This is a genomic window from Streptomyces yerevanensis, assembly GCF_000716805.1.
GTDB lineage: Bacteria > Actinomycetota > Actinomycetes > Streptomycetales > Streptomycetaceae > Streptomyces > Streptomyces flaveus.
The window spans coordinates 206,717-232,593 of sequence record NZ_JNWJ01000001.1; the positions used below are offsets into that span (position 1 = coordinate 206,717).

The 25,877-nt window shown below is 69.3% G+C and carries 22 protein-coding genes; 9 read left to right on the forward strand and 13 right to left on the reverse strand.

Annotation, left to right across the window (positions count from 1 at the left end):
- Genes tal through pgl form a run of 4 tightly spaced genes read left to right on the forward strand, consistent with a single transcriptional unit; the run spans window position 1 to window position 4,697 of the window.
- Window positions 1-1,119 (forward strand): transaldolase, encoded by a 1,119-nt coding sequence (gene tal / locus OP79_RS00990; RefSeq protein ID WP_033317916.1) that lies wholly within the window; start codon window positions 1-3, stop codon window positions 1,117-1,119.
- Window positions 1,120-1,123: 4 nt separating this feature from the next.
- A complete protein-coding gene (gene zwf, locus OP79_RS00995) occupies window positions 1,124-2,662 on the forward strand; it encodes a glucose-6-phosphate dehydrogenase (RefSeq protein ID WP_033317917.1) in 1,539 nt (512 codons plus the stop codon).
- Window positions 2,659-3,915 (forward strand): glucose-6-phosphate dehydrogenase assembly protein OpcA, encoded by a 1,257-nt coding sequence (gene opcA / locus OP79_RS01000; RefSeq protein WP_051744292.1) that lies wholly within the window; start codon window positions 2,659-2,661, stop codon window positions 3,913-3,915. The genes zwf and opcA overlap by 4 nt, the downstream gene beginning before the upstream one ends.
- Window positions 3,912-4,697, forward strand: a complete 786-nt coding sequence (pgl, locus tag OP79_RS01005; protein WP_033317918.1) for a 6-phosphogluconolactonase — start codon at window positions 3,912-3,914, stop codon at window positions 4,695-4,697. Before opcA ends, pgl begins: the two co-directional genes overlap by 4 nt.
- Before the next feature lie 347 nt (window positions 4,698-5,044).
- Here the strand turns inward: pgl and OP79_RS58410 are convergent, their stop codons facing one another.
- From OP79_RS58410 to uvrC, 11 genes are all read right to left on the reverse strand, one after another.
- Window positions 5,045-5,530 (reverse strand): DUF2087 domain-containing protein, encoded by a 486-nt coding sequence (locus OP79_RS58410; RefSeq protein ID WP_425428545.1) that lies wholly within the window; start codon window positions 5,528-5,530, stop codon window positions 5,045-5,047.
- A 110-nt stretch (window positions 5,531-5,640) separates the two neighbouring features.
- Window positions 5,641-7,293, reverse strand: a complete 1,653-nt coding sequence (pgi, locus tag OP79_RS01015; protein WP_033317919.1) for a glucose-6-phosphate isomerase — start codon at window positions 7,291-7,293, stop codon at window positions 5,641-5,643.
- 230 nt (window positions 7,294-7,523) lie between these two features.
- The gene (locus tag OP79_RS01020) at window positions 7,524-7,859 is read right to left on the reverse strand and encodes an RNA polymerase-binding protein RbpA (RefSeq protein ID WP_078491545.1); all 336 of its coding nucleotides are present in this window, start codon (window positions 7,857-7,859) and stop codon (window positions 7,524-7,526) included.
- Between the two features lie 214 nt (window positions 7,860-8,073).
- Window positions 8,074-8,304: a preprotein translocase subunit SecG gene (secG, locus tag OP79_RS01025; protein ID WP_033317921.1), complete on the reverse strand. Its 231-nt coding sequence runs from the start codon at window positions 8,302-8,304 to the stop codon at window positions 8,074-8,076.
- 125 nt (window positions 8,305-8,429) lie between these two features.
- Complete coding sequence (gene tpiA, locus OP79_RS01030; RefSeq protein WP_033317922.1) at window positions 8,430-9,206, reverse strand: triose-phosphate isomerase; 777 nt, start codon at window positions 9,204-9,206, stop codon at window positions 8,430-8,432.
- A gap of 6 nt (window positions 9,207-9,212) precedes the next feature.
- The gene (locus tag OP79_RS01035) at window positions 9,213-10,424 is read right to left on the reverse strand and encodes a phosphoglycerate kinase (RefSeq protein ID WP_033317923.1); all 1,212 of its coding nucleotides are present in this window, start codon (window positions 10,422-10,424) and stop codon (window positions 9,213-9,215) included.
- A 189-nt stretch (window positions 10,425-10,613) separates the two neighbouring features.
- A complete protein-coding gene (gap, locus tag OP79_RS01040; RefSeq protein WP_033317924.1) occupies window positions 10,614-11,624 on the reverse strand; it encodes a type I glyceraldehyde-3-phosphate dehydrogenase in 1,011 nt (336 codons plus the stop codon).
- Between the two features lie 203 nt (window positions 11,625-11,827).
- Window positions 11,828-12,817 (reverse strand): DNA-binding protein WhiA, encoded by a 990-nt coding sequence (gene whiA, locus OP79_RS01045; protein ID WP_033317925.1) that lies wholly within the window; start codon window positions 12,815-12,817, stop codon window positions 11,828-11,830.
- The gene (locus OP79_RS01050; protein ID WP_033317926.1) at window positions 12,808-13,875 is read right to left on the reverse strand and encodes a gluconeogenesis factor YvcK family protein; all 1,068 of its coding nucleotides are present in this window, start codon (window positions 13,873-13,875) and stop codon (window positions 12,808-12,810) included. The genes whiA and OP79_RS01050 overlap by 10 nt, the downstream gene beginning before the upstream one ends.
- A complete protein-coding gene (gene rapZ, locus OP79_RS01055) occupies window positions 13,872-14,909 on the reverse strand; it encodes an RNase adapter RapZ (protein ID WP_033317927.1) in 1,038 nt (345 codons plus the stop codon). Before rapZ ends, OP79_RS01050 begins: the two co-directional genes overlap by 4 nt.
- A complete protein-coding gene (gene uvrC, locus OP79_RS01060) occupies window positions 14,906-16,951 on the reverse strand; it encodes an excinuclease ABC subunit UvrC (RefSeq protein ID WP_033317928.1) in 2,046 nt (681 codons plus the stop codon). Before uvrC ends, rapZ begins: the two co-directional genes overlap by 4 nt.
- Before the next feature lie 197 nt (window positions 16,952-17,148).
- Between uvrC and OP79_RS01065 the strand changes: the two genes are divergently transcribed.
- From OP79_RS01065 to OP79_RS01075, 3 genes are all read left to right on the forward strand, one after another.
- The gene (locus tag OP79_RS01065) at window positions 17,149-18,096 is read left to right on the forward strand and encodes a hypothetical protein (protein WP_033317929.1); all 948 of its coding nucleotides are present in this window, start codon (window positions 17,149-17,151) and stop codon (window positions 18,094-18,096) included.
- A gap of 200 nt (window positions 18,097-18,296) precedes the next feature.
- Window positions 18,297-19,328 carry a LacI family DNA-binding transcriptional regulator gene (locus OP79_RS01070; protein WP_033317930.1) on the forward strand — a complete coding sequence of 344 codons (1,032 nt, stop codon included), beginning with the start codon at window positions 18,297-18,299 and terminating at the stop codon, window positions 19,326-19,328.
- A complete protein-coding gene (locus tag OP79_RS01075; RefSeq protein ID WP_033317931.1) occupies window positions 19,325-20,236 on the forward strand; it encodes a carbohydrate kinase family protein in 912 nt (303 codons plus the stop codon). The genes OP79_RS01070 and OP79_RS01075 overlap by 4 nt, the downstream gene beginning before the upstream one ends.
- Window positions 20,237-20,263: 27 nt before the next feature.
- On the opposite strand, the gene OP79_RS01080 is transcribed toward OP79_RS01075, so the two are convergent.
- Window positions 20,264-21,118, reverse strand: a complete 855-nt coding sequence (locus tag OP79_RS01080) for a helix-turn-helix domain-containing protein (RefSeq protein ID WP_033317932.1) — start codon at window positions 21,116-21,118, stop codon at window positions 20,264-20,266.
- Window positions 21,119-21,218: 100 nt separating this feature from the next.
- On the opposite strand from OP79_RS01080, the gene OP79_RS01085 reads away from it, so the two are divergent.
- Window positions 21,219-21,791 carry a YceI family protein gene (locus OP79_RS01085; protein ID WP_033317933.1) on the forward strand — a complete coding sequence of 191 codons (573 nt, stop codon included), beginning with the start codon at window positions 21,219-21,221 and terminating at the stop codon, window positions 21,789-21,791.
- Between the two features lie 84 nt (window positions 21,792-21,875).
- Here OP79_RS01085 and uvrA read toward each other — a convergent pair whose 3' ends face one another.
- Entirely contained in the window at window positions 21,876-24,920 is a 3,045-nt protein-coding gene (gene uvrA / locus OP79_RS01090) for an excinuclease ABC subunit UvrA (RefSeq protein ID WP_033318125.1), read from the reverse strand.
- 223 nt (window positions 24,921-25,143) lie between these two features.
- Between uvrA and OP79_RS01095 the strand changes: the two genes are divergently transcribed.
- A complete protein-coding gene (locus OP79_RS01095; protein WP_033317934.1) occupies window positions 25,144-25,872 on the forward strand; it encodes a maleylpyruvate isomerase family mycothiol-dependent enzyme in 729 nt (242 codons plus the stop codon).
- Window positions 25,873-25,877 lie beyond the last annotated feature (5 nt).

Sequence of the window (25,877 nt, forward strand, 5' to 3'; positions counted from 1 at the left end):
ATGACAGACGCACTGAAGCGCCTCTCCGAAGAAGGCGTCGCGATCTGGCTGGACGACCTGTCGCGCAAGCGGATCACGTCCGGCAACCTCGCCGAACTGATCGACCAGCAGCACGTAGTGGGCGTCACGACCAATCCGTCGATCTTCCAGAAGGCCATCTCGAGCGGTGACGGTTACGAGCAGCAGGTCGCCGACCTCGCCGCCCGTGAGGTCACCGTCGAAGAGGCCATCCGCATGATCACGACGGCGGACGTCCGCGACGCCGCCGACATCCTGCGCCCGGTCTTCGACGCCACCGGCGGTCAGGACGGCCGGGTCTCGATCGAGGTCGACCCGCGCCTCGCGCACAACACGCGGTCGACGGTCGCCGAGGCCAAGCAGCTCGCCTGGCTGGTGGATCGCCCGAACACGCTCATCAAGATCCCGGCCACCCGGGCGGGCCTCCCGGCGATCACCGAGACGATCGGCAACGGCATCAGCGTGAACGTCACGCTGATCTTCTCGCTGGAGCGCTACCGCGAGGTCATGGACGCGTACGTGAGCGGACTGGAGAAGGCCAAGGCCAAGGGCCTGGACCTGTCCAAGATCCACTCCGTGGCGTCCTTCTTCGTGTCCCGTGTGGACACCGAGATCGACAAGCGGATCGACGCCCTGGGCACCGACGAGGCCAAGGCCGCCCGCGGCAAGGCGGGCGTCGCCAACGCCCGGCTCGCCTACCAGGCGTACGAGGAGGTCTTCTCCTCGGCTCGCTGGCAGGAGCTGGACAAGGCGCAGGCCAACAAGCAGCGTCCGCTGTGGGCCTCGACCGGCGTCAAGGACCCGGCCTACAAGGACACCCTGTACGTCGACGACCTGGTCGCGCCGAACACGGTGAACACCATGCCGGAGGCGACCCTCTTCGCCGCCGAGGACCACGGACAGATCACCGGCAACACCATTGCCGGTACGTACGAGCAGGCCCGTGCCGAACTCGACGCGGTCGAGAAGCTCGGGATCTCGTACGACGAGGTGGTCCAGCTCCTGGAGGACGAGGGCGTCGAGAAGTTCGAGGCGTCCTGGAACGACCTGCTCAAGTCGACCGAGGCGGAGCTCAAGCGCCTCGCCCCCTCGGAAGGCTGAGATCTTGACTCCTTCTCCCGGCACCGGAGCGAATCCGCTTCGTGACGCCGCAGACCGACGGCTCCCGCGTATCGCGGGGCCGTCGGGCCTCGTCATCTTCGGCGTCACGGGCGATTTGTCCCGTAAGAAGCTGATGCCCGCTGTCTACGACCTCGCCAACCGCGGCCTGCTGCCGCCGGGTTTCTCACTCGTCGGCTTCGCCCGCCGCGAGTGGGCGAACGAGGACTTCGCCCAGGAGGTCCACGACGCCGTCAAGGAGCACGCCCGCACCCCCTTCCGCGAGGAGGTCTGGCAGCAGCTCATCCAGGGGATGCGGTTCGTCCAGGGCACCTTCGACGACGACGACGCGTTCGAGCGGCTGCGCGAGACGATCGGGGAGCTGGACAAGGCGCAGGGCACGGGCGGCAACTTCGCGTTCTACCTCTCCGTACCGCCGTCCGCCTTCCCCGTGGTCATCCAGCAGCTGAAGAAGCACGGTCTGGCCGACCAGTCGAGCGGTTCCTGGCGGCGCGCGGTCATCGAGAAGCCCTTCGGCCACGACCTCAGGTCCGCCGAGGAGCTCAACGCGACCGTCGAGGAGGTCTTCGCCCCGGACCAGGTCTTCCGTATCGACCACTACCTGGGCAAGGAGACCGTCCAGAACATTCTGGCGCTGCGCTTCGCCAACCAGATGTTCGAGCCGATCTGGACCCGTTCGTTCGTCGACCACGTACAGATCACGATGGCCGAGGACATCGGCATCGGTGGCCGTGCCGGCTACTACGACGGAATCGGCGCCGCCCGCGACGTCATCCAGAACCATCTGCTCCAGCTGCTCGCGCTGACCGCGATGGAGGAGCCCGCCTCCTTCGACGCCGACGCGCTGGCCGCCGAGAAGACCAAGGTGCTGGGCGCCGTGAAGCTGCCCAAGGACCTCGGCCGCGACACGGTGTTCGCGCAGTACGCGGCCGGCTGGCAGGGCGGCCAGAAAGTCATCGGCTACCTCGAAGAGGACGGCATCGACGCCAAGTCGAAGACCGACACCTACGCGGCCGTCAAGCTGGAGGTGGACAACCGGCGTTGGGCGGGCGTCCCCTTCTATCTGCGCACGGGCAAGCGCCTGGGCCGCCGCGTCACCGAGATCGCGGTCGTCTTCCAGCGCGCCCCGCACTCCCCCTTCGACCACACGGCGACGGAGGAGCTGGGACAGAACGCGCTGGTCATCCGCGTCCAGCCGGACGAGGGCGTCACGGTCCGCTTCGGCTCCAAGGTGCCCGGCACCTCCATGGAGGTACGGGACGTGTCGATGGACTTCGCGTACGGCGAGTCCTTCACGGAGTCCAGCCCGGAGGCGTACGAACGGCTGATCCTCGACGTCCTGCTCGGCGACGCCAACCTCTTCCCGCGCACCGAGGAGGTCGAGCTGTCCTGGAAGATCCTCGACCCGATCGAGGAGTACTGGGACAAGCACGGCAAGCCCGCGCAGTACCCGTCGGGCACCTGGGGCCCGGCCGAGGCGGACGAAATGCTCGAACGAGATGGACGGAGCTGGCGCCGGCCATGAAAATCGACCTCACGGACACCACGGCCAGCAAGATCAACAAGGCGCTGGTGCAGGGCCGCCGGGACATCGGCACCCCCGCCGTCGGCATGGTGCTCACCCTCGTCATCGTCACCGACGAGGAGAACGCCTACGACGCGCTGAAGGCCGCCTCCGACGCGTCCCGCGAGCACCCCTCGCGCACCCTCGTGGTCATCAAGCGCATCTCCCGCTCGCCCCGCGACCGCACCACATCCCGGCTCGACGCCGAGGTACGGGTCGGCGCGGACGCGGGCACCGGTGAGACGGTGGTGCTGCGGCTGTACGGCGAGGTGGTCGACCACGCTCAGTCGGTGGTCCTTCCCCTGCTGCTGCCGGACGCGCCGGTCGTCGTCTGGTGGCCGGTGAACGCGCCGCTCGACCCGGCCAAGGACCCGCTGGGCGCCCTGGCGCAGCGCCGCGTCACCGACACCTACGCCGCCGAGCAGCCCGTACGGGAACTCGGCGCCCGCGCCGACGCCTACACCCCCGGCGACACGGACCTGTCGTGGACCCGCATCACGCCCTGGCGTTCGATGCTGGCCGCGGCCCTGGACCAGGTCACCTGCGAGGTCACCTCGGTCGAGGTGGAGGGCGAGGAGTTCAACCCGAGCTGCGAGCTGCTCGCCATGTGGCTCGCGGACCGGCTCGACGTCCCGGTCAAGCGCTCGCTGTCCTCCGGACCCGGTCTCACCTCCGTCCGGATGGCCACCAGCTCCGGACCGATCGTCCTGGACCGCGCCGACGGTTCCCTGGCGACGCTGTCCATCCAGGGCCAGCCCGACCGGGCGGTGGCGCTGAACCGCCGCGACACGGCCGAGCTGATAGCGGAGGAACTGCGGCGACTGGACCCGGACGACACGTATGCGTCGGCGCTGCGGTTCGGAGTGGAGCGGCTGGGCAGCGGGGGCTTCAAGTCCGGTTCGCTCGCGGGGGGTTCCGCGGGCGGATGGGCTGAGGGCTCCGGGGGCGCGGCTGTTACGGCGGCGGGTTCCCGAGCTGCGGCCTTCCGGGCCGGGGTCTCCGGAGCCAGTGCTTCCGAGGCTGACGCTTCCGAGACCGCGGATTCCGCGAGTTCTGCAGATTCTGCGGCGAGGGCTTCCGAAGCTGGAGGTTCCGATGCCGGGGCTTCCGCTGCGGAGTCGTCGCCCGAGGCGTCCGCCAAGGAGTCGGCGAAGGAGGCCGACAAGGCTCCGGCCACCCCCGCCGACCTGGCCAAGAGGGTGGCGTCCAAGTGAGCACCGCGCCGCAGCTCGTCGTCCACCACGACAAGGAACTGATGGCCCAGGCCGCCGCGGCCCGGCTCATCACGAAGATCGTGGACGCGCAGGCCTCCCGGGGCTACGCCTCGGTGGTGCTCACGGGCGGGCGCAACGGCAACGGCCTCCTCGCGGCGCTGAGTTCGGCCCCCGCGCGGGATGCCATCGACTGGGGCCGCCTGGACCTGTGGTGGGGTGACGAGCGGTTCCTGCCCGAGGGCGACCCGGAGCGCAATGTCACCCAAGCCCGCGAGGCGCTCCTGGACTCGGTACCGCTGGATCCGCACCGCGTGCACGCCATGCCCGCGTCGGACGGCCCGTACGGCAAGGACGCCGACGCGGCGGCGGAGGCGTACGCCGCCGAACTGGCCAAGGCCTCGGGCCCCGAGAACCACGGCCCCGTCCCCACCTTCGACGTCCTGATGCTGGGCGTCGGCCCGGACACGCATGTGGCGTCACTCTTCCCTGAGCTGCCCGCCGTACGGGAAACCGAGCGCATGGTGGTCGGCGTACACGGCGCGCCCAAGCCCCCGCCGACCCGTATCTCGCTGACCCTGCCCGCGATCCGGGCGGCCCGCGAGGTGTGGCTGCTGGCCGCGGGCGAGGACAAGGCGAAGGCCGCGGCCATCGCCCTCTCGGGCGCGGGCGAGATCCAGGCCCCGGCAGCGGGCGCGTACGGCCGCTCCCGCACCCTGTGGCTGCTGGACGCGGCAGCGGCATCCCAGCTGCCCCGCTCGCTGTATCCGCCGGCGTCGCCCTGAACACCCGTTCCGCACACGTCGAAGACCCCGCCGGATGACATCCGGCGGGGCTACGACTGCCCACGGCTTAGAAGCCCGCACCCCCGACGACCCGCAGCCTCTCACCGGCGGGAGGGGTCGTGGGCCGGTGCGTCGTATGCCCGTCGCTTAGCTCCGGTCTCGGAGAACCCGCACCGTGTACCAACACCGGGTCGTACGCCCGCCCTGCGACGGGCTGACGCACCGGCCCACGACCCCGCACCCACCACCCACCCAGGGGCGCGGGGAACGGCGCGACCAGCCACCCACACACCCGCACCCGACAACGAACCCAACCGCTCAACCGCCGGAGGCACCCCGCGGAGCGCTCAGGCAGCCGCAACGCGATAGACGCTGCCGTCCCGCTCACGTACGAGCAACCCGTTCTCCACGCAGTAGCGGCGCAGCGCTGACGTGTCGTCGTGCACGGTGCGGAACGCCTCGTTGACCTCACGCTCGGAGTAGCTGCGCTCGGTCTCGAAGAGGGTGCCGGTGAGATGGGTGAGCAGCTCACGGCGTACGGCAGGGCGCACCGGAATCGCGGTCAGCCGCCCTTGCGCGAAGAACCCCACGAGGCGACGGGGAACACCGGGGTGCGCCTCCTCCTCCACGGGCCGGGCACGGCGAAACACGGCGGGATCGGCCCGCAGGGACCCGTCCGCCGTCCGCTCGACGAGCCCCGCGGCGACCAGGCGCCCCAAGTGCTTGCGCATCAGGGCGGAGTCCTGCTCGCGCGGGGGCAGTTGGTCCAGCACGATGCGGGCGTACAGCTTCTGGCGTTCGGGATCCGCGAGTGCGGCGAGCAACTGGTCCATGACGTCCTCCCGGCGGGTGACAGCGCCGGAGCAGTGTCACCCGCCGAGCGGGGGTCGCGCATCCGATTAACGGTGCCGCGACCCGAGGCCCCTGCCTGAGCCGCCTGGGCTCAACGCCCGCGCAGCTCCCGGTACTTGGCGACCAGCGCCCTCGTCGACTCGTCAAGGCCCGGCACCTCGGCACCCTCGGTCAGCGCGGGCTCGACGCGCTTGGCGAGCACCTTGCCGAGCTCGACGCCCCACTGGTCGAAGGAGTCGATGTTCCACACGGCACCCTGCACGAACACCTTGTGCTCGTAGAGCGCGATCAGCTGGCCGAGCACCGACGGAGTGAGCTCGCGGGCGAGGATCGTGGTCGTCGGATGGTTGCCCTGGAACGTCTTGTGCGGCACCAGTTCCTCGGCCGCCCCCTCCGCGCGCACCTCGTCCGGCGTCTTCCCGAAGGCCAGCGCCTGCGTCTGCGCAAAGAAGTTGGCCATCAGCAGATCGTGCTGACCCACAAGACCCGGCAGCAGATCCGCGACCGGCTCGGCGAACCCGATGAAGTCGGCCGGGATCAACTTCGTACCCTGGTGGATGAGCTGGTAGTACGCGTGCTGCCCGTTGGTCCCCGGCGTACCCCACACGACGGGCCCGGTCTGCCACTGAACGGGCTCGCCGTCCCGGCCCACGGACTTGCCGTTGGACTCCATGTCCAGCTGCTGCAGGTACGCCGTGAACTTGGACAGGTAGTGCGAGTACGGCAGCACCGCGTGCGACTGCGCGTCATGGAAGTTGCCGTACCAGATGCCCAACAGGCCGAGCAGCAGCGGCACGTTGGACTCGGCGGGCGCGGTACGGAAGTGCTCGTCGACCAGCCGGAAACCGTCCAGCATCTCGCGGAACCGGTCCGGACCGATCGCGATCATCAGCGAAAGGCCGATCGCCGAGTCGTACGAGTACCGGCCGCCGACCCAGTCCCAGAACTCGAACATGTTGGCCGTGTCGATGCCGAAGTCCGACACCTTCTCGGCGTTCGTCGACAAAGCCACGAAGTGCTTTGCGACCGCATCCTGGTCCGCCTTCAGCTCGGTCAGCAGCCAGTTGCGCGCCGAGGTCGCGTTGGTGATCGTCTCGATGGTGGTGAAGGTCTTCGAGGCGATGATGAACAGCGTCTCGGCCGGGTCCAGGTCCCGTACCGCCTCGTGCAGATCGGCCCCGTCCACGTTCGACACGAAGCGGACCGTCAGCTCGCGATCGGTGAAGGCCCGCAGCGCTTCGTACGCCATCGCCGGACCCAGATCCGAGCCGCCGATGCCGATGTTGACGACAGTGCGGATGCGTTTGCCGGTGTGCCCCGTCCACTCGCCCGAGCGGACGCGGTCGGCAAAGCCGGCCATCTTGTCGAGCACCGCGTGCACACCCGGCACGACGTTCTCGCCGTCGACCTCGATGACCGCGTCGTGCGTCGCGCGCAGCGCGGTGTGCAGCACGGCGCGGTCCTCGGTCGTGTTGATCTTCTCGCCGCGGAACATGGCGTCCCGCAGCCCGAACACATCGGCCGCGGCGGCCAGTTCACGCAACAGCCGCAGCGTCTCGTCGGTGACCAGATGCTTGGAGTAGTCGACGTGCAGATCGCCGACCTGAAGTGTGTATCCGGCGCCGCGTCCCGGGTCCGCGGCGAACAGCTCACGCAGCCGCACCTCGCCGAGTTCCTCACGGTGCTTGGCCAGAGCGGTCCACTCGGGCTTCTGGTTGAGCCGGATATGGCTATCTGCGTTCATCTCGGACTTCAGCCTTCTTTCGTACCTGTCCTGCTGCGTACGTTGCCCCGCTGCCGGTCCCAACTTAATTGATCAGGGCTCGACGTGAGCCGTCGTCCCACCGTCATCCGGCTCAACAACAGATACGTCCGACTTGCGCGCAGGTATCAGGTCCCGCAGCCCGAAAGGCCACGAAGCACACGAAACAGCTCCGGCCGCGCACCTGTGGGTGCCCGGCCGGTTCTCAAGTCCTAGATTTCGCCTCGCAGTTTGGCGAGCGCCTCGGCGAGAATCGCCTCGCCGTCCTCGTCGCTGCGCCGCTCCCGTACATACGCGAGGTGCGTTTTGTACGGTTCGGTGCGCGGCGGGTCCGGCGGGTTGTCCCGGTCCTGTCCGGCCGGAAAGCCGCAGCGCGGGCAGTCCCAGGTTTCGGGAACCTGCGCGTCGCTGGCGAAGCTCGGCTGCGTCTCGTGCCCGTTGGAGCACCAGAAGGAGATGCGCAGCCGCGGCGCGGACTCGCCGCGCTCGGCCTCGCCCATCGGCCCCGCCCCGACCCGGCTTCCACGGATCGCGTTGCCACTTGCCACGGTCGTAACTCCCTGCCTAATGGTGCCGCGAAGCGAGTCGGCGTGACGCTTCGCTGCGAGCGCCTCAGTCTACGTAAGGCCCAACGCGCGTCCAGTGATTGGAGTTACACCCCACCCAAAGACGCAAGCCCCATGATAGGCCGCGCCCGCGGGCGCGTACCGGACATGGGGCTTTATGCGAAAGATGCGCTGTCGTACCGACGTCAGCCGCTGATCAGTTGGTGACCTTCATCAGGATGCCGAGCACGACAATGCACGCGAACCACAACAGACCGACCACGACGGTGATGCGGTCGAGGTTGCGCTCGGCGACCGAGGAGCCGCCGACGGACGACTGCATGCCGCCACCGAACATGTCGGAGAGGCCGCCGCCCTTCCCCTTGTGCATCAGCACCAGCAGCATCATCAGCAGGCTGAAGACGATCAGGGCGATCGAGAACCCCATAACCACGGCTGGACCAACTTCCTCGGATCTGGATGACGACGGGGGTTCAGCGGATATCCACTGAACCCCCGCAAGGGTACGACGTATCGCCGCTACCGCATACTTACTGGTCGCGGAACCGGTACCTACTGGTCACGGAACCGGACGATCTTGACGAACTCGTCGGCGTCCAGCGAGGCGCCGCCGACCAGGGCGCCGTCGATGTCGGGCTTCGCCATGATCTCGGCGACGTTCCCGGCCTTCACGGAGCCGCCGTACTGGATGCGGACCTGGTCGGCCAGCTCCTGCGAGTACAGCTCGGCGAGCTTGCCACGGATCGCCGCGCAGACCTCCTGGGCGTCGTCGGCGCCGCAGACCTTGCCGGTGCCGATGGCCCAGACCGGCTCGTACGCGACCACGATGGACTCGACCTGCTCGGCCGGTACGTCCTTGAGGGCGCCCTCGACCTGGGCGAGCGTGTGCGTGACGTGGTTGCCCGCCTCGCGGACCTCCAGTTCCTCACCGACGCACAGGATCGGCGTGAGGCCGTGCTTGAAGGCGGTCTTGACCTTGGCGTTGCAGAGCTCGTCGCTCTCCTTGTGGTACTGCCGGCGCTCGGAGTGGCCCACCGTCACGTAGGTGCACTTCAGCTTGGCCAGCATCGGGGCGGAGATCTCGCCGGTGTAGGCACCGGAGTCGTGCGCCGAGACATCCTGGGCGCCGTATTTGATCTTGAGCTTGTCGCCGTCGACCAGGGTCTGTACGGAGCGCAGGTCGGTGAAGGGCGCCAGGACGGCGACCTCGACGGCCTCGTAGTCCTTGTCGGCCAGGGCGAAGGCGAGCTTCTGGACGTGGGCGATGGCCTCGAGGTGGTTGAGGTTCATCTTCCAGTTGCCCGCCATCAGCGGCGTACGAGTGGTCATACGGGGTCAGTCCTCCAGTGCGGCGAGGCCGGGGAGCGTCTTGCCCTCGAGGTACTCGAGGGAGGCGCCGCCGCCGGTCGAGATGTGGCCGAATGCCGTCTCGTCGAAGCCCAGGATGCGAACGGCCGCGGCGGAGTCGCCGCCGCCGACGACCGTGAAGGCCGGGGAGTCGAGAAGGGCCTGGGCGACCGACTTGGTGCCCTCGGCGTAGTCGGGGTGCTCGAAGACGCCCATGGGACCGTTCCAGAAGACGGTGGCGGCGTCGGCGAGCTTCGAGGCGTACAGCTTGCGGGACTCAGGGCCGATGTCGAGGCCCATCTGGTCGGCCGGGATGGCGTCCGCGGCGACGGTGGTGGGATTGGCCGGGGCCTTGGTCTTCAGGTCCGGGAACTCGGACCCGACCAGTGCGTCGACGGGCAGGACCAGCTCGACACCAGACTTCTCGGCGCGCTCGATGTACTCGATGACGACCGGGATCTGGTCCTCCTGGAGGAGGGAGCTGCCGATCTCGTACCCCTTGGCCTTGAGGAAGGTGTACGCCATGCCGCCGCCGATCAGCAGCCGGTCGGCCTTGCCCAGGAGCTGGTCGATGACGGCGAGCTTGTCGGAGACCTTGGCGCCGCCGAGCGCGACGACATAAGGGCGCTTGACGTCCTCGGTGAGCTTCTTCAGGACACCGACTTCGGTGGCGATGAGGTGGCCCGCGTAGTGCGGAAGGCGTGCCGGAAGGTCGTACACGGAGGCGTGCTTGCGGTGCACCGCGCCGAAACCGTCGCCTACGTAGACATCGGCCAGGGCCGCGAGCTGGTCCGCGAACTCGCCGCGCTCGGTGTCGTCCTTCGACGTCTCACCGGCGTTGAAGCGCAGGTTCTCGATGACCGCGACCTGGCCGGGCTGCAGGCCGTTCACGGCGTCGTGGGCGGCGGGGCCGACGGTGTCCTGGGCGAACGCGACGGGCGCGCCGAGGAGTTCACCGAACCGCTCGGCGGCGGGCAGCAGCGAGAACGCCGGGTCCGGGGCGCCCTTGGGGCGGCCCAGATGCGAGGCGACAACCACCTTGGCGCCCGCCTCTGTGAGGGCCTTGACGGTGGGCAGGACGGCGCGGATGCGACCGTCGTCGGTGATACGGCCGTCGGCCAGCGGCACGTTCAGGTCGGCGCGCACGAAGACACGCTTGCCACTGACTCCTTCGACGAGAAGTTCGTCGATCGTCTTCATTGAGTGACTCCTGGGTGGGGCTCTGATGTATTACCCGCGAATAGATCAGCCATCAATTGAGGAACCACGACGGCGGTCAACCAGGTCCGCGAGAGCGGCGGCGGTTCAGCCGCAAAAGAGGGGGCCCGGGCAGCGCGGCCTTGCGCTGCCCGAGCCCTGTGCTCACATCGAGGTGCCTTGCTCTGGGACTTAGAGCTGGCCGCCGACGAAGACCGTGAGGTCCACGAGGCGGTTGGAGTAGCCCCACTCGTTGTCGTACCAGCCGAGGATCTTCACCGAGTTGCCCTCCTGGACCATGGTCAGGGAGGAGTCGAAGGTGCAGGAGGCCGGGTCGCCGACGATGTCCGAGGAGACGATCGGGTCCTCGGTGTAGGTCAGGTAGCCCTTGAGGTCGCCGTCGTCGGAGGCCTTCTTGAACGCGGCGTTGACCTCGTCCTTGGTGACCTCGCGCTGCAGCGTCACGACCAGGTCGGTGGCCGAGCCGGTCGGGACCGGGACGCGCATCGCGATGCCGTCGAGCTTGCCCTTGAGCTGCGGGAGGACCAGCGCGGTGGCCTTCGCGGCACCAGTGGTGGTCGGGATGATGTTCTCGGCGGCGGCGCGGGCGCGGCGCAGGTCCGAGTGCGGGAAGTCCAGGATGCGCTGGTCGTTCGTGTACGCGTGCACCGTCGTCATCAGGCCCTTGACGATGCCGAAGTTCTCGTCGAGAACCTTGGCCATCGGGGCCACACAGTTGGTGGTGCAGGAGGCGTTCGAGATGACGTGGTGGTTGGCCGCGTCGTACTTGTCCTGGTTGACGCCCATCACGATGGTGATGTCCTCGTCCTTGGCCGGAGCCGAGATGAGGACCTTCTTGGCGCCGCCGGCGATGTGCTTCTCGGCGTCGGCCTTCTTCGTGAAGATGCCGGTCGACTCGATGACGATGTCGACGCCCAGCTCGCCCCACGGGATATCGGCGGGGTTGCGCTCGGACAGCACCTTGATGGTGCGGCCGTCCACGGTGATGGTGTTCTCCGTGTGGGACACCTCGGCCTTCAGGCGGCCCAGGATGGTGTCGTATTTCAGCAGGTGAGCGGTGGTCGCGGTGTCACCCAGGTCGTTGACAGCCACGATCTCGATGTCTGCACCCTGCTCCAGCAGCGCGCGGAAGTAGTTACGACCGATGCGGCCAAAGCCGTTGATGCCTACGCGGATCGTCACGAACCGATCTCCTCGTTGGTACGCCGGCTTTCGACGCCGGCGAGTTGTATGGGATGTCCCCGACCGCCTACGACCCTACCCCCCTTGAGGCCCCCAGAGTGACATCCAGAGGGCCCGTACACGGCACCACGGTCCATACCCACCAGTAGGGGTACGGACCGGCCCATGCACCGAGGTCCGTAGGGGTGTGACGGGCGGAGCGGTCAGCCGACGAGGTTGTCGGCCAGTTCCTCGGAGAAGCTGGACTCCGTTCCCGGGATGCCCAGGTCCTGGGCCCGCTTGTCCGCCATGGCGAGCAGCCGGCGGATACGGCCGGCGACAGCGTCCTTGGTCAGCGGCGGGTCGGCGAGTGCGCCCAGCTCCTCCAGGGAGGCCTGCTTGTGCTCCATGCGCAGGCGTCCGGCGGCGGCGAGGTGTTCGGGGACCTCGTCACCGAGAATCTCCAGGGCGCGCTGCACGCGGGCTCCGGCGGCGACGGCGGCGCGGGCGGAGCGGCGCAGGTTGGCGTCGTCGAAGTTGGCGAGACGGTTGGCGGTGGCGCGCACCTCCCGCCGCATCCGGCGTTCCTCCCAGGCCAGCACGGCCTCGTGGGCGCCGAGGCGGGTCAACAGGGCGCTGATCGCGTCACCGTCACGGACGACCACCTTGTCCACGCCCCGCGCCTCACGGGCCTTACTGGCGATCTGGAGCCGCCGGGCCGCGCCGACCAGCGCGAGCGCCGCCTCGGGTCCCGGGCAGGTCACCTCCAGCGAGGACGAGCGGCCCGGCTCGGTCAGCGAGCCGTGCGCCAGGAACGCCCCGCGCCAGGCCGCCTCGGCGTCACAGGTGGCGCCCGAGACCACTTGCGGGGGCAGCCCGCGGATCGGTCGGCCCCGGCCGTCGACGAGCCCCGTCTGACGGGCCAGCTGGTCGCCGCCCGCGACCACACGGACGACATAGCGGGAGCCGCGGCGCAGGCCCCCGGGAGCCATCACGATCAGCTCGGAGCTGTGGCCGAAGATCTCCAGGATGTCCCGCTTGAGGCGGCGCGCCGCCATCGCCGTGTCCAGCTCCGCCTCGATCACGATGCGGCCGCTCACCAGGTGGAGGCCGCCGGCGAACCGCAGAAGGGAGGAGACCTCCGCCTTTCTGCAGCAGGTCCGGGTGACGGGGAGCCGGGAGATCTCATCCTTCACCGCTGCCGTCATCGCCATGGGCCGATCCTTCCATGCATCCGAAAAATACGGTCGTACGCGGCCGCCAACAGCTCCGGGTCGTGCCTCGGAGTTCCGTCGGTGCGGGCCACCGGCGCCAGCTCGACCGCGGCCCCGAACCGCTGGGCGGCTTCGGTGAGCAAATCGCGGTCAGGCACGGCGGCCTCGTCGGCGAGTACCACGTCCAAGGCGAGTTTAGGGGCGTGTCGTCCCAAAACCTCCAAATGACGCTGCGGGGAGAAGCCCTCGGTTTCTCCCGGCTGCGGGGCGAGGTTCAGCGAGAGCACCCGGCGCGCCTTCGTCTCCGTGAGGGCGTCGAGCAGCTCGGGTACGAGGAGATGCGGGATCACCGAGGAGAACCAGGAGCCGGGGCCGAGGACCACCCAGTCCGCGTCGAGGACCGCTGCCACGGCCTCGGGGACGGCGGGCGGATCGTGCGGCACGAGGTGCACCGACTGCACCTCGCCGCGCGTGAGGGCGACGGTGGCCTGGCCGCGCACCGTTTCGATGCCCTCGGGCCGCTCCGGATCGTGGCCCTTGACGTGGGCCTGGAGCTCCAGGGGTACGGCGGACATGGGCAGCACGCGTCCGTGCGCGCCCAGGAGTTTGCCGACCAGGTCGAGGGCCTGGACATGGTCGCCGAGCTGCTCCCAGAGGGCGACGATCAGCAGATTGCCGACCGCGTGCTCGTGCAGTTCGCCCTGGGACTGGAAGCGGTGCTGGATGACGCGGGCCCAGGTCTGGCCCCAGTCGTCGTCGCCGCACAGCGCGGCGAGGGCCTTGCGCAGGTCGCCGGGCGGGAGTACGCCCAGCTCGTCCCGGAGGCGGCCGCTGGAGCCGCCGTCGTCGGCGACCGTGACGACCGCGGTGAGGTCACCGGTGATGCGGCGCAGGGCGGTGAGCGAGGCGGACAGACCCATGCCGCCGCCGAGCGCGACGACCTTGGGCTGCGTGCCGCGGCGGCGTGGCTTGCCGCCGCGCGCCTCGGCGGGCCTGCCGCCCTGGCCTTCGGTGCCGACCCGGCGCAGCCTGCTCAGTCGCAGCGTACGACCCGTCATTCGCGGCCCATGTCCCGGTGGACGACGACCGTCTCCACTCCCTCGGACACCAGACGGGCGGCGAGCTTCTCCGACATCGCGACGGAGCGGTGCTTGCCTCCGGTGCAGCCGACGGCGATGGTCACATAGCGCTTGCCCTCGCGGCGGTAGCCGGCCTGGACGAGGCGGAGCAGCTCGGCGTACCGGTCGAGGAACTCCTTGGCGCCGGGCTGGTTGAAGACGTACGCCGCGACCTCCTCGTTGAGGCCGGTGTACTGGCGCAGCTCCGGGACCCAGTGCGGATTGGGCAGGAACCGCATGTCCACGACCAGGTCGGCGTCGACCGGCAGGCCGTACTTGAAGCCGAAGGACATCACGGTGGCCCTCAGCTCGGGCTCCTCCTCACCGGCGAACTGGGCGTCCATCTTGGCGCGCAGCTCGTGCACGTTCAGGCTGGAGGTGTCTATCACCAGGTCGGCGTCGCCGCGCAGTTCACGCAGCAGCTCGCGCTCGGCGGCGATGCCGTCGACGATGCGGCCGTCGCCCTGGAGGGGGTGCGGGCGCCGTACGGACTCGAAGCGGCGCACCAGGGCGTCGTCGGAGGACTCCAGGAAGACGATCCGCCGGGTGACGCTCTTGGCCTCCAGATCGGCGAGGGACTCGCGGAGATTGTCGAAGAAACGGCGGCCCCGTACGTCGACGACGACCGCGATCCTGGCGACATTGCCCTGGGAGCGGGCGCCGAGCTCCACCATGGTGGGGATCAGCGCGGGCGGGAGGTTGTCGACGACGAACCAGCCGAGGTCCTCCAGACACTTGGCGGCGGTCGACCGGCCCGCGCCGGACATACCGGAGATGATCACCAGCTCGGGGATGGCCGCATCGGGGACCCCGGCTGTTTCGATGCCCGTACTCACTTCTGCTCCGTCTTGCCGGCCTGCTTCGGGCGGCGACTGATCTTCGCTCGTCGTCTTCGGCTGTTTCTTGTGTTCCGCCGTGCGCCCGGCTTCCTGTCCGGCTGTGCGCTCGGTGTCTTGTCCGTCCTGCTCGTTCATGGTTCCTGCCCCCGTCGCTCGTTCGAGGCGCCCGCGGATACGGGCTCCTCCGTGGAACCCGCCGTCGTCTCGGGCGCCGCTTCTTCCTCGTCTTCCATGATCTCTCCAGTCGCCGTGTTCACGGCGGGTGCGGCCGGGGTCGCCTGGGCGAGGGCCACAGCGATCACCTCGGCCGTCTTTCGGCCTATGCCGGGGACCTCACAGATCTGCTCGATGGTCGCGGATCGCAGTTTCTTCACCGAACCGAAGTGCTTGATCAGCGCCTGCTTGCGCGTCTCGCCGAGGCCCGGCACATCGTCCAGCGGGCTCGACCTGAAACGCCTGGCCCGCTTGGTGCGCTGGTAGGTGATCGCGAAGCGGTGCGCTTCGTCGCGTACACGCTGAAGAAGATAGAGCCCTTCGCTGGTGCGCGGGAGCACCACCGGGTCGTCATCGCCGGGCAGCCAGACCTCTTCGAGGCGCTTGGCCAGGCCGCACACGGCTATGTCGTCGATACCGAGCTCGTCCAGGGCCTTCTGGGCGGCCGCGACCTGAGGCTGCCCGCCGTCGACGACGACCAGCTGCGGCGGGTACGCGAACCGCTTGGGCCGGCCGTCGTCCTCGGTGAACGTGTTCTCCCCGTCCGCCCACTCGCCGGTCTTCTCCTTCTCGGCGAGGTAGCGCTTGAAGCGGCGGGTGATCACCTCGTGCATGGAGCGGACGTCGTCCTGCCCCTCGAAGCTCTTGATCTGGAAGCGGCGGTACTCGCTCTTGCGCTGAAGGCCGTCCTCGAAGACCACCATGGAGGCCACGACGTCGTCCCCCTGGAGGTGCGAGATGTCGTAGCACTCGATCCGCAGGGGCGCGCTGTCCAGGTCGAGGGCCTCGGCGATCTCCTCCAGGGCGCGCGAACGCGTGGTCAGGTCGGAGGCGCGCTTGGTCTTGTGCAGCACGAGCGCCTGCTGGGCGTTGCGCTCCACGGTCTCCATGAGGGCCTTCTTGTCGCCGCGCTGCGGGATGCGCAGCGAGACGTTGGAGCCCCGGCGCGTGGTGAGCCACTCCTGGACGGGCTCGACGGGATCGGGCAATGCCGGGACGAGCACCTCCTTGGGCACGGAGTCGCCGCTCTCCTCGCCGTACAACTGCTGGAGGGCGTGCTCGACGAGATCCCCCGTGGTGACGGCCTCCACCTTGTCCGTCACCCAGCCGCGCTGACCGCGCACCCGACCGCCCCGTACGTGAAAGATCTGCACGGCGGCTTCCAGCTCGTCCTCGGCGACCGCCATCAGGTCGGCGTCGGTCGCGTCGGCGAGCACGACCGCGTTCTTCTCCATGGCCTTCTTGAGGGCCTCGATGTCGTCGCGGAGGCGGGCCGCCCGTTCGTACTCCATCTCCTCGGCCGCGTCCTTCATCTGCCGCTCCAGACGACGGATGTACGTCCCTGTGCGGCCGGCCATGAAGTCGCAGAATTCCTCGGCCAGCTGACGGTGGTCCTCGGCGGAGATCCGCTCGACGCAGGGGGCCGAGCACTTGCCGATGTAGCCGAGCAGGCAGGGGCGGCCGGTGCGCTCGGCGTTCTTGAAGACGCCGGCGGAGCAGGTGCGGACGGGGAAGACGCGCAGCAGGAGGTCGACGGTGTCGCGGATCGCCCACGCGTGCCCGTACGGGCCGAAGTAGCGCACGCCCTTGCGCTTCTGGCCGCGCATCACCTGCACGCGCGGGAACTGCTCGTTCATCGTCACCGCGAGGTACGGGTAGCTCTTGTCGTCGCGGTACTTGACGTTGAACCGGGGGTCGTACTCCTTGATCCAGGAGTACTCCAGCTGCAGCGCCTCGACCTCCGTGGACACCACCGTCCACTCCACCGACGCGGCTGTCGTCACCATGGTGCGCGTACGCGGGTGGAGGCCCGCCAGGTCCTGGAAGTAGCTGGCCAGGCGCTGGCGCAGGCTCTTCGCCTTTCCGACGTAGATCACCCGGCGGTGCTCGTCGCGGAACCTGTAGACCCCCGGCGAGTCGGGGATCTGCCCCGGCTTGGGGCGGTAGCTGGAGGGGTCGGCCATGTCTCACACCCTACTGGCGCGGTGTGACACCGCGGCGGCCCTGTGGACGGAGCCCCCGCGCCCCTGTGGACAGGACTCTGCCGGGAGTTGCCGAGTTTTGACCGCTGGGCACCAAGTGTTGCCCGGCCATGATCAACACGCTTCAATGCGGGGTGACTTGGGGCCGTAAACCTCGGCATTCACAGAAGGGCTCCTGCATGCGGCACGGCATACAGCACGCGGACGTCGCCACGGCCGAACTGGAGACCGCCCTGCGGGACGGCCCCTTCCATGCGGCCCTGCGCGCCGCGATCACCGCCCGGGGACTGCCACTGCAGCGCGTCCAGCACCATCTGTCGCGGTACGGGGTCAAGGTCGGCGTGACGAGCCTGAGCTACTGGCAGCAGGGCGCCCGCCGCCCACAGCGCCCCGAGTCGCTGCGGGCCGTACGCGCCCTGGAGGAGATCCTCCAGCTGCCCGACGAATCGCTGGTACGACTGCTCGCCCAGGCCGAGGAACGCCCCGGTCCGGCACACCCCGCGGCCCGTTCGTACCGCTCCCGGGTGGAGGCCTCCGGCGCCCTGGAGAAGCTGCTCGCCGAGCTGGGAGTGTCGCTCGACAGCGGACTGCACACGCTCAGCCACCACGAGCGGGTGCGGATCGGCTCGCGCAGGGAGCTGTCGGGGCGCGACTCGCAGCACATCGTGCGCGCCCACAAGGACGGCATCGACCGTTATGTGGCCGTCCACCACGGCGACCCGGGCTGCGCACCGGAACGCATGACGGTGCACGCCCTGGAGAACTGCCGTACGGGACGCGTGCGGTGGCACCACGACACCGGGGTGCTCGTGGCGGAGCTGCTCTTCGACACACGATTGCGGATCGGCGACACCTGCCTGTTCCGCTACGGCGTCGAGGACGGCACGGCCGGCGCGTCCAGGGAGTACGTCCGCGACTTCGGCTCCCCGGGCGGGCAGTACGCCCTCGAGGTGCGGTTCGCCGAGGACGCGCTGCCCGTGCGCTGCCACCGGTTCACACAGCACTCGGCGGCGGCGCCGCGCAGCGGCCGTCAGGAACTGACGCTGAGCGGGCGCCATCGGTCGGTGCACATGGTCGAGCCGCGGGTGCGGTCGGGGATCGTGGGGATCGGGTGGGACTGGGAGTGACAGTGAGCGGCTGAGGCGGTGCTTGGGGGCGGGGTGGCGTAGGGCTGGACGTAAACGCTGACGTAAGCGCTCGCGTAAAGGCTTGCGCAAACGCTTACGTAATCGCTTGCGCAAGCGTTTACGTCTGCCGTCCCATGAGGTACGGTCCGTCCAGACAGCGCCCGGCCGGTCGGCCGGGGCGAGGGTGGGGGAGGAACCACATGGCGACCATGGTCGACGTGGCCCGCAGCGCGGGCGTTTCCGTCGCGACGGTCTCGCACGTCCTCAACAACACCCGCACGGTGCGGCCGGCCACCCGCCAGGCCGTGCTCGACGCCATGGACGAGCTCGGCTACACGCCCAACTCGCTGGCGAGATCCCTGGTCACGGCGCGTACCCGGTCCATCGGGCTCGCGGTGTCGGCGATCAGCAATCCTTACTTCACGGAGATCCTGCAGGGTGTCGAGGCCGGCGCCCTGGAGCAGGGGTACAGCCTGCTGATCGCGGACCCCCACGACGATCCGGAGCACGAGCGCAAGGTGGTCCAACTGCTGCACGAGCGGCGGGTGGACGGCATGATCGTCGCGCCGTCGGTGCGTCCGGACGAGCTCATCGGCTACCTCGGACGGCATGACGTACCGACGGTGTTCCTGGACCGGCTGGTCGACGAGTCCGCGGCGCCCGGCTTCACGTTCGACCAGGTCTGCGCGGAGAACACCGAACCCGTCAGGCGACTGGTCACCCACCTCGCCGAGCTGGGCCACAAGAGGATCGGCCTGGTCGGCGGTCTGCCGGGGCTCAGCACCACGAGCGAGCGGCTCTCGGGTTACCGGCACGGGCTCGCGTACGCGGGGCTCCCGTTCGACGAACGCCTCGTGGTCTCCGGCAGCTCAGAGGCGGAGGGCGCCGAACGCGCGACCGGCGACCTGCTGTCCCTCCCGGCGCCGCCGACGGCACTCGTCACCGCGAACAACGCCATGACCATCGGTGCGCTGCGAGCCCTGCGTGAGCGAGGTCTGTCCGTGCCCGGTGACGTGGCCCTGTGCTGTTTCGACGACTTCTCCTGGGCGGACCTCTTCTCGCCCCGGCTCACCGCGATCTCCCAGCCCAGCAAGGAGATCGGGGCCCAGGCCGTACGGCTGCTCCTGGAACGGCTGGCCTCCCCCGGCCATCCGGCCCGTACGCTCCGGCTGCCCTCCGCCTTCGTTCACCGCACCTCGTGCGGCTGCCCCGAGAAAGGACCCGACTCGTGATCGTCGTCGCCGGTGAGGCCCTGATCGACCTGGTGCCGCAGGAGGCGGGCGCGCTCGCGGGACTCGATCCGCGCCGCGGCGGCGGCCCGTACAACACGGCGGTGGCGCTGGGCCGCCTCGGCTCCCCCGCCGCCTTCTGCTCCCGGGTGTCGTCCGACGCCTTCGGCGAGGCCCTGCTCGGCGGGCTGCGCGAGGCGAATGTCGATGTGTCGTCCGTGCAGCGGGGCACGGAGCCGACGACCCTCGCGGTCGCGTCGATCGGCACGGACGGCTCGGCCCGTTACTCGTTCTACGTCGAAGGCACGGCGGACCGGTTGTTCTCGGCTCCGGACCAACTCCCGCCCGGGGCAAGGGCGGTGTCCTTCGGCACCTGCTCGCTGGTGCTGGAGCCGGGCGCGAGTGCGTACGAGGAGCTGATGCGGTTCGCGTCCGCGCAAGGCGTGTTCACCGCGCTCGACCCGAACATCCGCTCAGTGCTGATCTCCGACGCGGACGCCTACCGGGCCCGATTCAAGAGCTGGCTGCCCTCGGTGTCGCTGCTCAAGCTGTCCGAGGAGGACGCGGACTGGCTCGGCGGCACCCCACGCGAGTGGCTGGCGTCGGGCCCGGCGGCCGTCGTGGTCACGCGCGGCGGCGACGGCCTGACCGTCTTCACCCGCGACGGCGCGGAGTACGCCGTGCCGGGCGAACGGGTCGACGTGGTGGACACGATCGGCGCCGGCGACACGGTGAACGCGGCCCTGCTGCACGGCCTCGCCGCCCGCGACGCCCTGTCTACGACGGCACTGGCCGGCCTGGGCGCCGACGGCTGGGGCGAGCTGCTGCGGTTCGCGGCACGCGCGGCGGCGATCACCTGCTCACGGGCGGGCGCGGAGCCGCCGTACGCCTATGAGGTGGGCGCTTTCTAGGGCGATCTGTGCAGCCGCTGGCGGGCGTCAGCTGTTGACGGCGCGCAGTGCGCCGGGCCGGCGGCCGTTGAGGCGGTCGAGCGCGTCGGCCGTGGCGTCGTCGGCGGGCAGGTGCACGATCAGGCGCTGGCCGTCGTTCGGCAGGGCGAGCGTCTCGTGGGCGAGGCGCAGCCGGCCGACTTCGGGATGGGCGACGAGGTCCGCCCCGGCCGACCGGGGCATGACGGGCGCGGCGGCCATACGGTCGGCGAACGGGGCTCCGGCCGTGATGGTCAACTCGTCGATCAGCGCGACCACATGGGGATCGCTGGACGGCACCTCGTGCCGGAAGGCGGCGACCTGCTCGTCGGCCACGCGGTCCCAGTCCGGGAAGGCGGTGCGGGCCCTCTCGTCGGTGAACACGTAGCGGAGGATGCTGGGGTGCGCGCCGTCGAGCAGCCCCAAGGGGGCCGCGAGCCGTTCATAACCGGTGGTGTACGCGAGGATGTCGCCGAGCGGGTTCAGCAGGACGGCGGGGGCGGGCTCCAGCCGGTCCAGCAGAGCCTGCACGGTGGGGCGCACCGTGTGGGCCGGAGTCATCCCGGCGCTGCAGAGCACGGCCTCGTCGCCCGACTCCTTCGCCAGGCGGCGCAACAGGATCCGGTCGTGCACGGCCAGCCGCAGCGCGTCCGCCAGGGCGGCGAGCACCTGGGCCGACGGGTTGTGGTCACGGCCCTGCTCGAGCCTGGTCAGGTACTCGACACTGATGCCGGCCAGCGTGGCCAGCTCGGCGCGGCGCAGCCCCGGAGTGCGACGACGGGGTCCGGTGGGCAGCCCCACCTCGGCGGGTGTGACCGCCTCACGGCGCGTGCGCAGGAAGGTGCCCAGCTCGTTGTCGCTCACCCAGGGAACGTATCAACGCACGAGCGCCAGAGGGTGGCCCTGTCACTACCATCCTCAGCCCGGCCTCCCTCCCGTCCGGCATCTCCCGCAGAGTGGCCGCATGGCTAACGACAACTCCCCGACCGTTGTGACCGCTTCCGCTCTCCCGCTGCTCCCCGGCGACTGGGAGCTCGACCCCCTCCATTCCGCCGTGAACTTCACCATCCGCCACCTCGGCATCGCCAAGGTGCGGGGCCGCTTCAGCGAGGTGAAGGCCGAGCTGTACGTGGGTGAGTCGGCCGACGACATCAAGGTGAGCGCCGAGATCGCGCTGGCCTCCATCGACACGGGCAACGCCGACCGTGACGCGCACACCCGCTCCCCCGAACTGCTCGACGTGGCGAGCCGCCCGACGATGACGTACCGATCCACTCGTGTGTCCGGAAAGGGCGAGGAGTGGTCGATGGAGGGCGAGTTGACGATCGGCGGGGTGACGCGTCCGGTGACGTTCGCAGTGGAGTTCGGGGGCGTGGTGGACTCCGTCATCGACAACCGCAGGCACGCCGGATTCGAGGCGACCGGCGAGATCCGGCGCAGCGACTTCGGCCTGGACTTCGCCCCGGGGCTGCTCGGTGATGTGGTCAAGATCCAGCTGGACATGCAGTTCGTCGAGCCGCAGGGGCAGGCCGGCTGACTGTGCAACGCGCCGCGCCCCACGGGGAGTTCCCGTGGGGCGCGGCGCGTTCGTGCGAGCCGGCTGTACGCGTACGAACCCGGCTCAGGCCTTCCGGGCCCCCGCCGCCTTCTTCGCCGGAGTCGCCTTCTCTGTGGTCGCGTCCGCCTTCTTGATGGCAGTGCTGTTGGCGGTCCTGGCCGTCGCCGCCGTCCTCGTCGTCGACTTGGCGGCCACCGTCTTCCTGGCCACCGTCTTCCTGGCCGCCACCTTGCGCGGGGCCTTCACCGGTTCGGCGTCGCTGATGCGCTCGGCGTCCAGCACCTCGCGCAAGAACTTGCCGGTGTGGCTGGCCGGTACTCCGGCGACCTGCTCGGGCGTGCCCTCGGCGATGACGAGGCCGCCGCCGCTGCCGCCTTCGGGGCCCATGTCGACGACCCAGTCCGCGGTCTTGATGACGTCGAGGTTGTGCTCGATGACGATGACCGTGTTGCCCTTGTCGACCAGGTCCGACAGGACCGAGATCAACTTGCTGATGTCCTCGAAGTGCAGACCGGTGGTCGGCTCGTCGAGTACGTAGACCGTGCGTCCCGTAGAACGCTTCTGGAGTTCGGAGGCCAGCTTCACGCGCTGGGCCTCGCCGCCGGAGAGGGTCGGCGCGGGCTGGCCGAGCCGCACATAGCCGAGACCGACGTCGTTGAGGGTCTTCAGGTGGCGGGCGATCGCGGGCACTGCCTCGAAGAAGCCGTGGGCCTCCTCGATGGGCATGTCCAGGACCTCGGAGATGGACTTGCCCTTGTAGTGGACTTCGAGGGTCTCCCGGTTGTAGCGCGCCCCGTGGCAGACCTCGCAGGGGACGTACACGTCCGGCAGGAAGTTCATCTCGATCTTGATGGTGCCGTCGCCGGAGCAGTTCTCGCAGCGGCCGCCCTTGACGTTGAAGGAGAAGCGCCCCGGCATATAGCCGCGGACCTTCGCCTCGGTCGTCTCGGCGAACAGCTTGCGGACGTGGTCGAAGACTCCGGTGTACGTCGCCGGGTTCGACCGGGGTGTGCGGCCGATGGGCGACTGGTCGACGTGTACGACCTTGTCGACGAGGTCGTCGCCGTCCACGCGCGTGTGCCGCCCGGGAACGTTCCGGGCACCGTTCAGCTCGCGGGCCAGGTGGGTGTAGAGGATGTCGTTGACGAGTGTCGACTTTCCGGAGCCCGAGACGCCCGTGACGGCCGTGAGGACGCCCAGGGGGAAGGACACGTCGATGTCCTGGAGGTTGTTCTCGCGGGCGCCGTGCACCGTGAGCTTGCGGATCGGGTCGGCGGGGCGGCGGATCTCCGGGAGCGCGATCTCCTTCTTGCCCGCCAGGTACTGCCCGGTGATCGACTCCGGGTTGGCCAGCAGTTCCTTCAGGGGGCCGCTGTGCACGACCTTGCCGCCGTGCTCGCCCGCGCCGGGACCGATGTCCACGATCCAGTCGGCGACCTTGATGGTGTCCTCGTCGTGCTCGACGACGATGAGCGTGTTGCCCATGTCGCGCAGCCGGACGAGGGTCTCGATGAGGCGGTGGTTGTCGCGCTGGTGCAGGCCGATGGAGGGCTCGTCCAGGACGTACAGGACGCCTACGAGGCCGGAGCCGATCTGGGTGGCCAGGCGGATGCGCTGGGCCTCGCCGCCGGAGAGGGTGCCCGCCGCGCGGTTCAGCGAGAGGTAGTCGAGGCCGACGTCCACGAGGAATCGCAGGCGTTCGTTGACCTCCTTCAGGACGCGCTCGGCGATCTTCTTGTCGCGCGCGTTGAGCTTCATCTCGCCCAGGAACTCCGCGCAGTCGCTGATCGACATCGCGGAGACCTCGGCGATCGACTTCCCCAGGATGGTGACCGCGAGGATGAGCGGCTTCAGGCGTGTGCCCTCACAAGTAGGACAGTGCACCTCGCGCATATAGCCCTCGAAGCGCTCGCGGCTCGCGTCGCTCTCGGCCTCGCCGTGCCGCCGCTTCACGAAGGGGACGGCTCCTTCGAAGGGCGTGGTGTAGACGCGCTCACGGCCGTAGCGGTTTCTGTACCGCACCTCGATCTGCGTCTTGTGCCCGTACAGGAGGGCCTTCTTGGCGCGCTGCGGGAGGCCCGCGAAGGGGATGTCGGTCCGGAATCCCAACGCGTTGGCGAGGGCTCCGATGAGGCGCCCGAAGTAGTCCTTGGTGTGGCCGTGCGACCAAGGGTGGATGGCGCCCTCGTCGAGGGACTTCTCCTCGTCGGGGACGATCAGCTCGGGGTCGACCTCCATGCGCGTACCGATACCCGTGCACTCCGGGCAGGCGCCGAAGGGCGAGTTGAAGGAGAAGGAGCGGGGCTCCAGCTCCTCGAAGGACAGGTCGTCGTACGGGCAGTAGAGGTGCTCCGAGTACATGCGCTCGCGCTCGGGGTCGTCCTGGGGGAGGTCGACGAAGTCGAGGACGACCATGCCTCCGGACAGGCCGAGCGCGGTCTCCACGGAGTCCGTGAGGCGGCGCTTGGCGCCCTCCTTCACCGTGAGGCGGTCGACGACCACCTCGATGGTGTGCTTCTCCTGCTTCTTCAGCTTCGGCGGTTCGGAGAGCTGGATCGTCTCTCCGTCGACCCGCGCCCGGCTGTACCCCTTGGTCTGGAGATCACCGAAGAGGTCGACGAACTCGCCCTTGCGCTCACGCACCAGCGGCGACAGGACCTGGAATCGGCTCCCCTCGGGCAGCTCCAGGACCTTGTCGACGATCGCCTGCGGTGACTGGCGCGAGATGGGGCGGCCGCACTCGGGGCAGTGCGGCTTGCCGATACGCGCGAAGAGCAGGCGCAGGTAGTCGTAGACCTCGGTGATGGTGCCGACCGTCGAGCGCGGGTTGCGCGAGGTCGACTTCTGGTCGATGGAGACAGCCGGCGACAGGCCCTCGATGAAGTCGACGTCCGGCTTGTCCATCTGCCCGAGGAACTGCCGGGCGTACGAGGACAGCGATTCGACGTACCTCCGCTGTCCTTCGGCGAAGATCGTGTCGAACGCGAGCGAGGACTTGCCCGACCCGGACAGACCCGTGAAGACGATGAGCGAGTCGCGCGGGAGGTCGAGCGAGACATTCTTGAGGTTGTGCTCGCGCGCCCCACGGACGATGAGACGGTCGGCCACGCCGGTCCGCACCTTTCTTGAGAGAAGTGACAGGGGCGGGGCCCCCGTCATTTTTCAGACTAGGGGGAGCCACTGACAGCGCCGGTTGGTTTCCCTGGTTGGTAACAATCCCGGGCCATCCAGCATGCCCGACGCCGCGCCTGAGCCTATAGCACGCGCATTCGATTTGCAGGGGTGGTCCACCACCTTCACCCGAACGTGTGGCGAGGCTAAGGTCGTTGACATGAACGATCATGTGCGCGACCTGGCGTCAGTACGTGACGCGACCGAACGGCTGCTCACCGCAGCGGCCAAACTCGACAACGCCTCCGTGGCCGAGCCGTCACGGCTGCCCGGCTGGAGCCGCGGCCATGTCCTGGCCCATATCGCCCGCAACGCGGACGCTCTCGTCAACGTCCTCGAAGGGCACCCCATGTACGCCTCCGCGGACGCCCGCGACACCGACATCGAGCGGGACGCGCCACGGCCGCTGGACGTCCAGCTGGCCGACGTACGCGAGAGCGCGGCCCGCTTCCAGGCGACGGGCGCCGCGCCCGCGGACTGGTCCCGCACGGTGGAACTGCGCAACGGGGTCACCGACGCGGCATCCCGGGTGCCGTTCCGGCGATGGGTCGAGGTGGAGCTGCATCACGTGGATCTGGGAATCGGGTACGAGCTGGAGGACCTTTCCGAGGAATTCACTCAGCGGGAGATCAACTTCCTCGCCGAGCGCTTCCGGGGCCACTCCGACGTGCCAGCCCTGTTGATCAAGCAGGACGACGGCCGCATGATTCCCACCGGAGCTGTCGAGTCCGTCTCCCAGGAGCAGATCCAGAGCGGCTATGTGCCACCTCCTCCCGGGCTCACGGTCAGCGGCCGTCAGGCGGACCTCCTCGGCTGGCTCTGCGGCCGCCGCGACGGTTCCGCACTGAGCACCGACGGCGGTCCGCTCCCCGCACTCCCCCCGCTATAGGCTGA

Bases quoted from the DNA above. Each gene is read 5' to 3' on its own strand.
- OP79_RS01070 (WP_033317930.1), top strand. From the start codon at position 18,297: ATGGCGACCATGGTCGACGTGGCCCGCAGCGCGGGCGTTTCCGTCGCG.
- whiA (WP_033317925.1), bottom strand. From the start codon at position 12,817: ATGGCGATGACGGCAGCGGTGAAGGATGAGATCTCCCGGCTCCCCGTC.
- OP79_RS58410 (WP_425428545.1), bottom strand. From the start codon at position 5,530: ATGGACCAGTTGCTCGCCGCACTCGCGGATCCCGAACGCCAGAAGCTG.
- OP79_RS01085 (WP_033317933.1), top strand. From the start codon at position 21,219: ATGGCTAACGACAACTCCCCGACCGTTGTGACCGCTTCCGCTCTCCCG.
- tpiA (WP_033317922.1), bottom strand. From the start codon at position 9,206: ATGACCACTCGTACGCCGCTGATGGCGGGCAACTGGAAGATGAACCTC.
- OP79_RS01050 (WP_033317926.1), bottom strand. From the start codon at position 13,875: ATGACGGGTCGTACGCTGCGACTGAGCAGGCTGCGCCGGGTCGGCACC.
- OP79_RS01065 (WP_033317929.1), top strand. From the start codon at position 17,149: ATGCGGCACGGCATACAGCACGCGGACGTCGCCACGGCCGAACTGGAG.
- OP79_RS01095 (WP_033317934.1), top strand. From the start codon at position 25,144: ATGAACGATCATGTGCGCGACCTGGCGTCAGTACGTGACGCGACCGAA.
- rapZ (WP_033317927.1), bottom strand. From the start codon at position 14,909: ATGAACGAGCAGGACGGACAAGACACCGAGCGCACAGCCGGACAGGAA.
- uvrC (WP_033317928.1), bottom strand. From the start codon at position 16,951: ATGGCCGACCCCTCCAGCTACCGCCCCAAGCCGGGGCAGATCCCCGAC.
- opcA (WP_051744292.1), top strand. From the start codon at position 2,659: ATGAAAATCGACCTCACGGACACCACGGCCAGCAAGATCAACAAGGCG.
- OP79_RS01035 (WP_033317923.1), bottom strand. From the start codon at position 10,424: ATGAAGACGATCGACGAACTTCTCGTCGAAGGAGTCAGTGGCAAGCGT.
- secG (WP_033317921.1), bottom strand. From the start codon at position 8,304: ATGGGGTTCTCGATCGCCCTGATCGTCTTCAGCCTGCTGATGATGCTG.
- tal (WP_033317916.1), top strand. From the start codon at position 1: ATGACAGACGCACTGAAGCGCCTCTCCGAAGAAGGCGTCGCGATCTGG.
- pgi (WP_033317919.1), bottom strand. From the start codon at position 7,293: ATGAACGCAGATAGCCATATCCGGCTCAACCAGAAGCCCGAGTGGACC.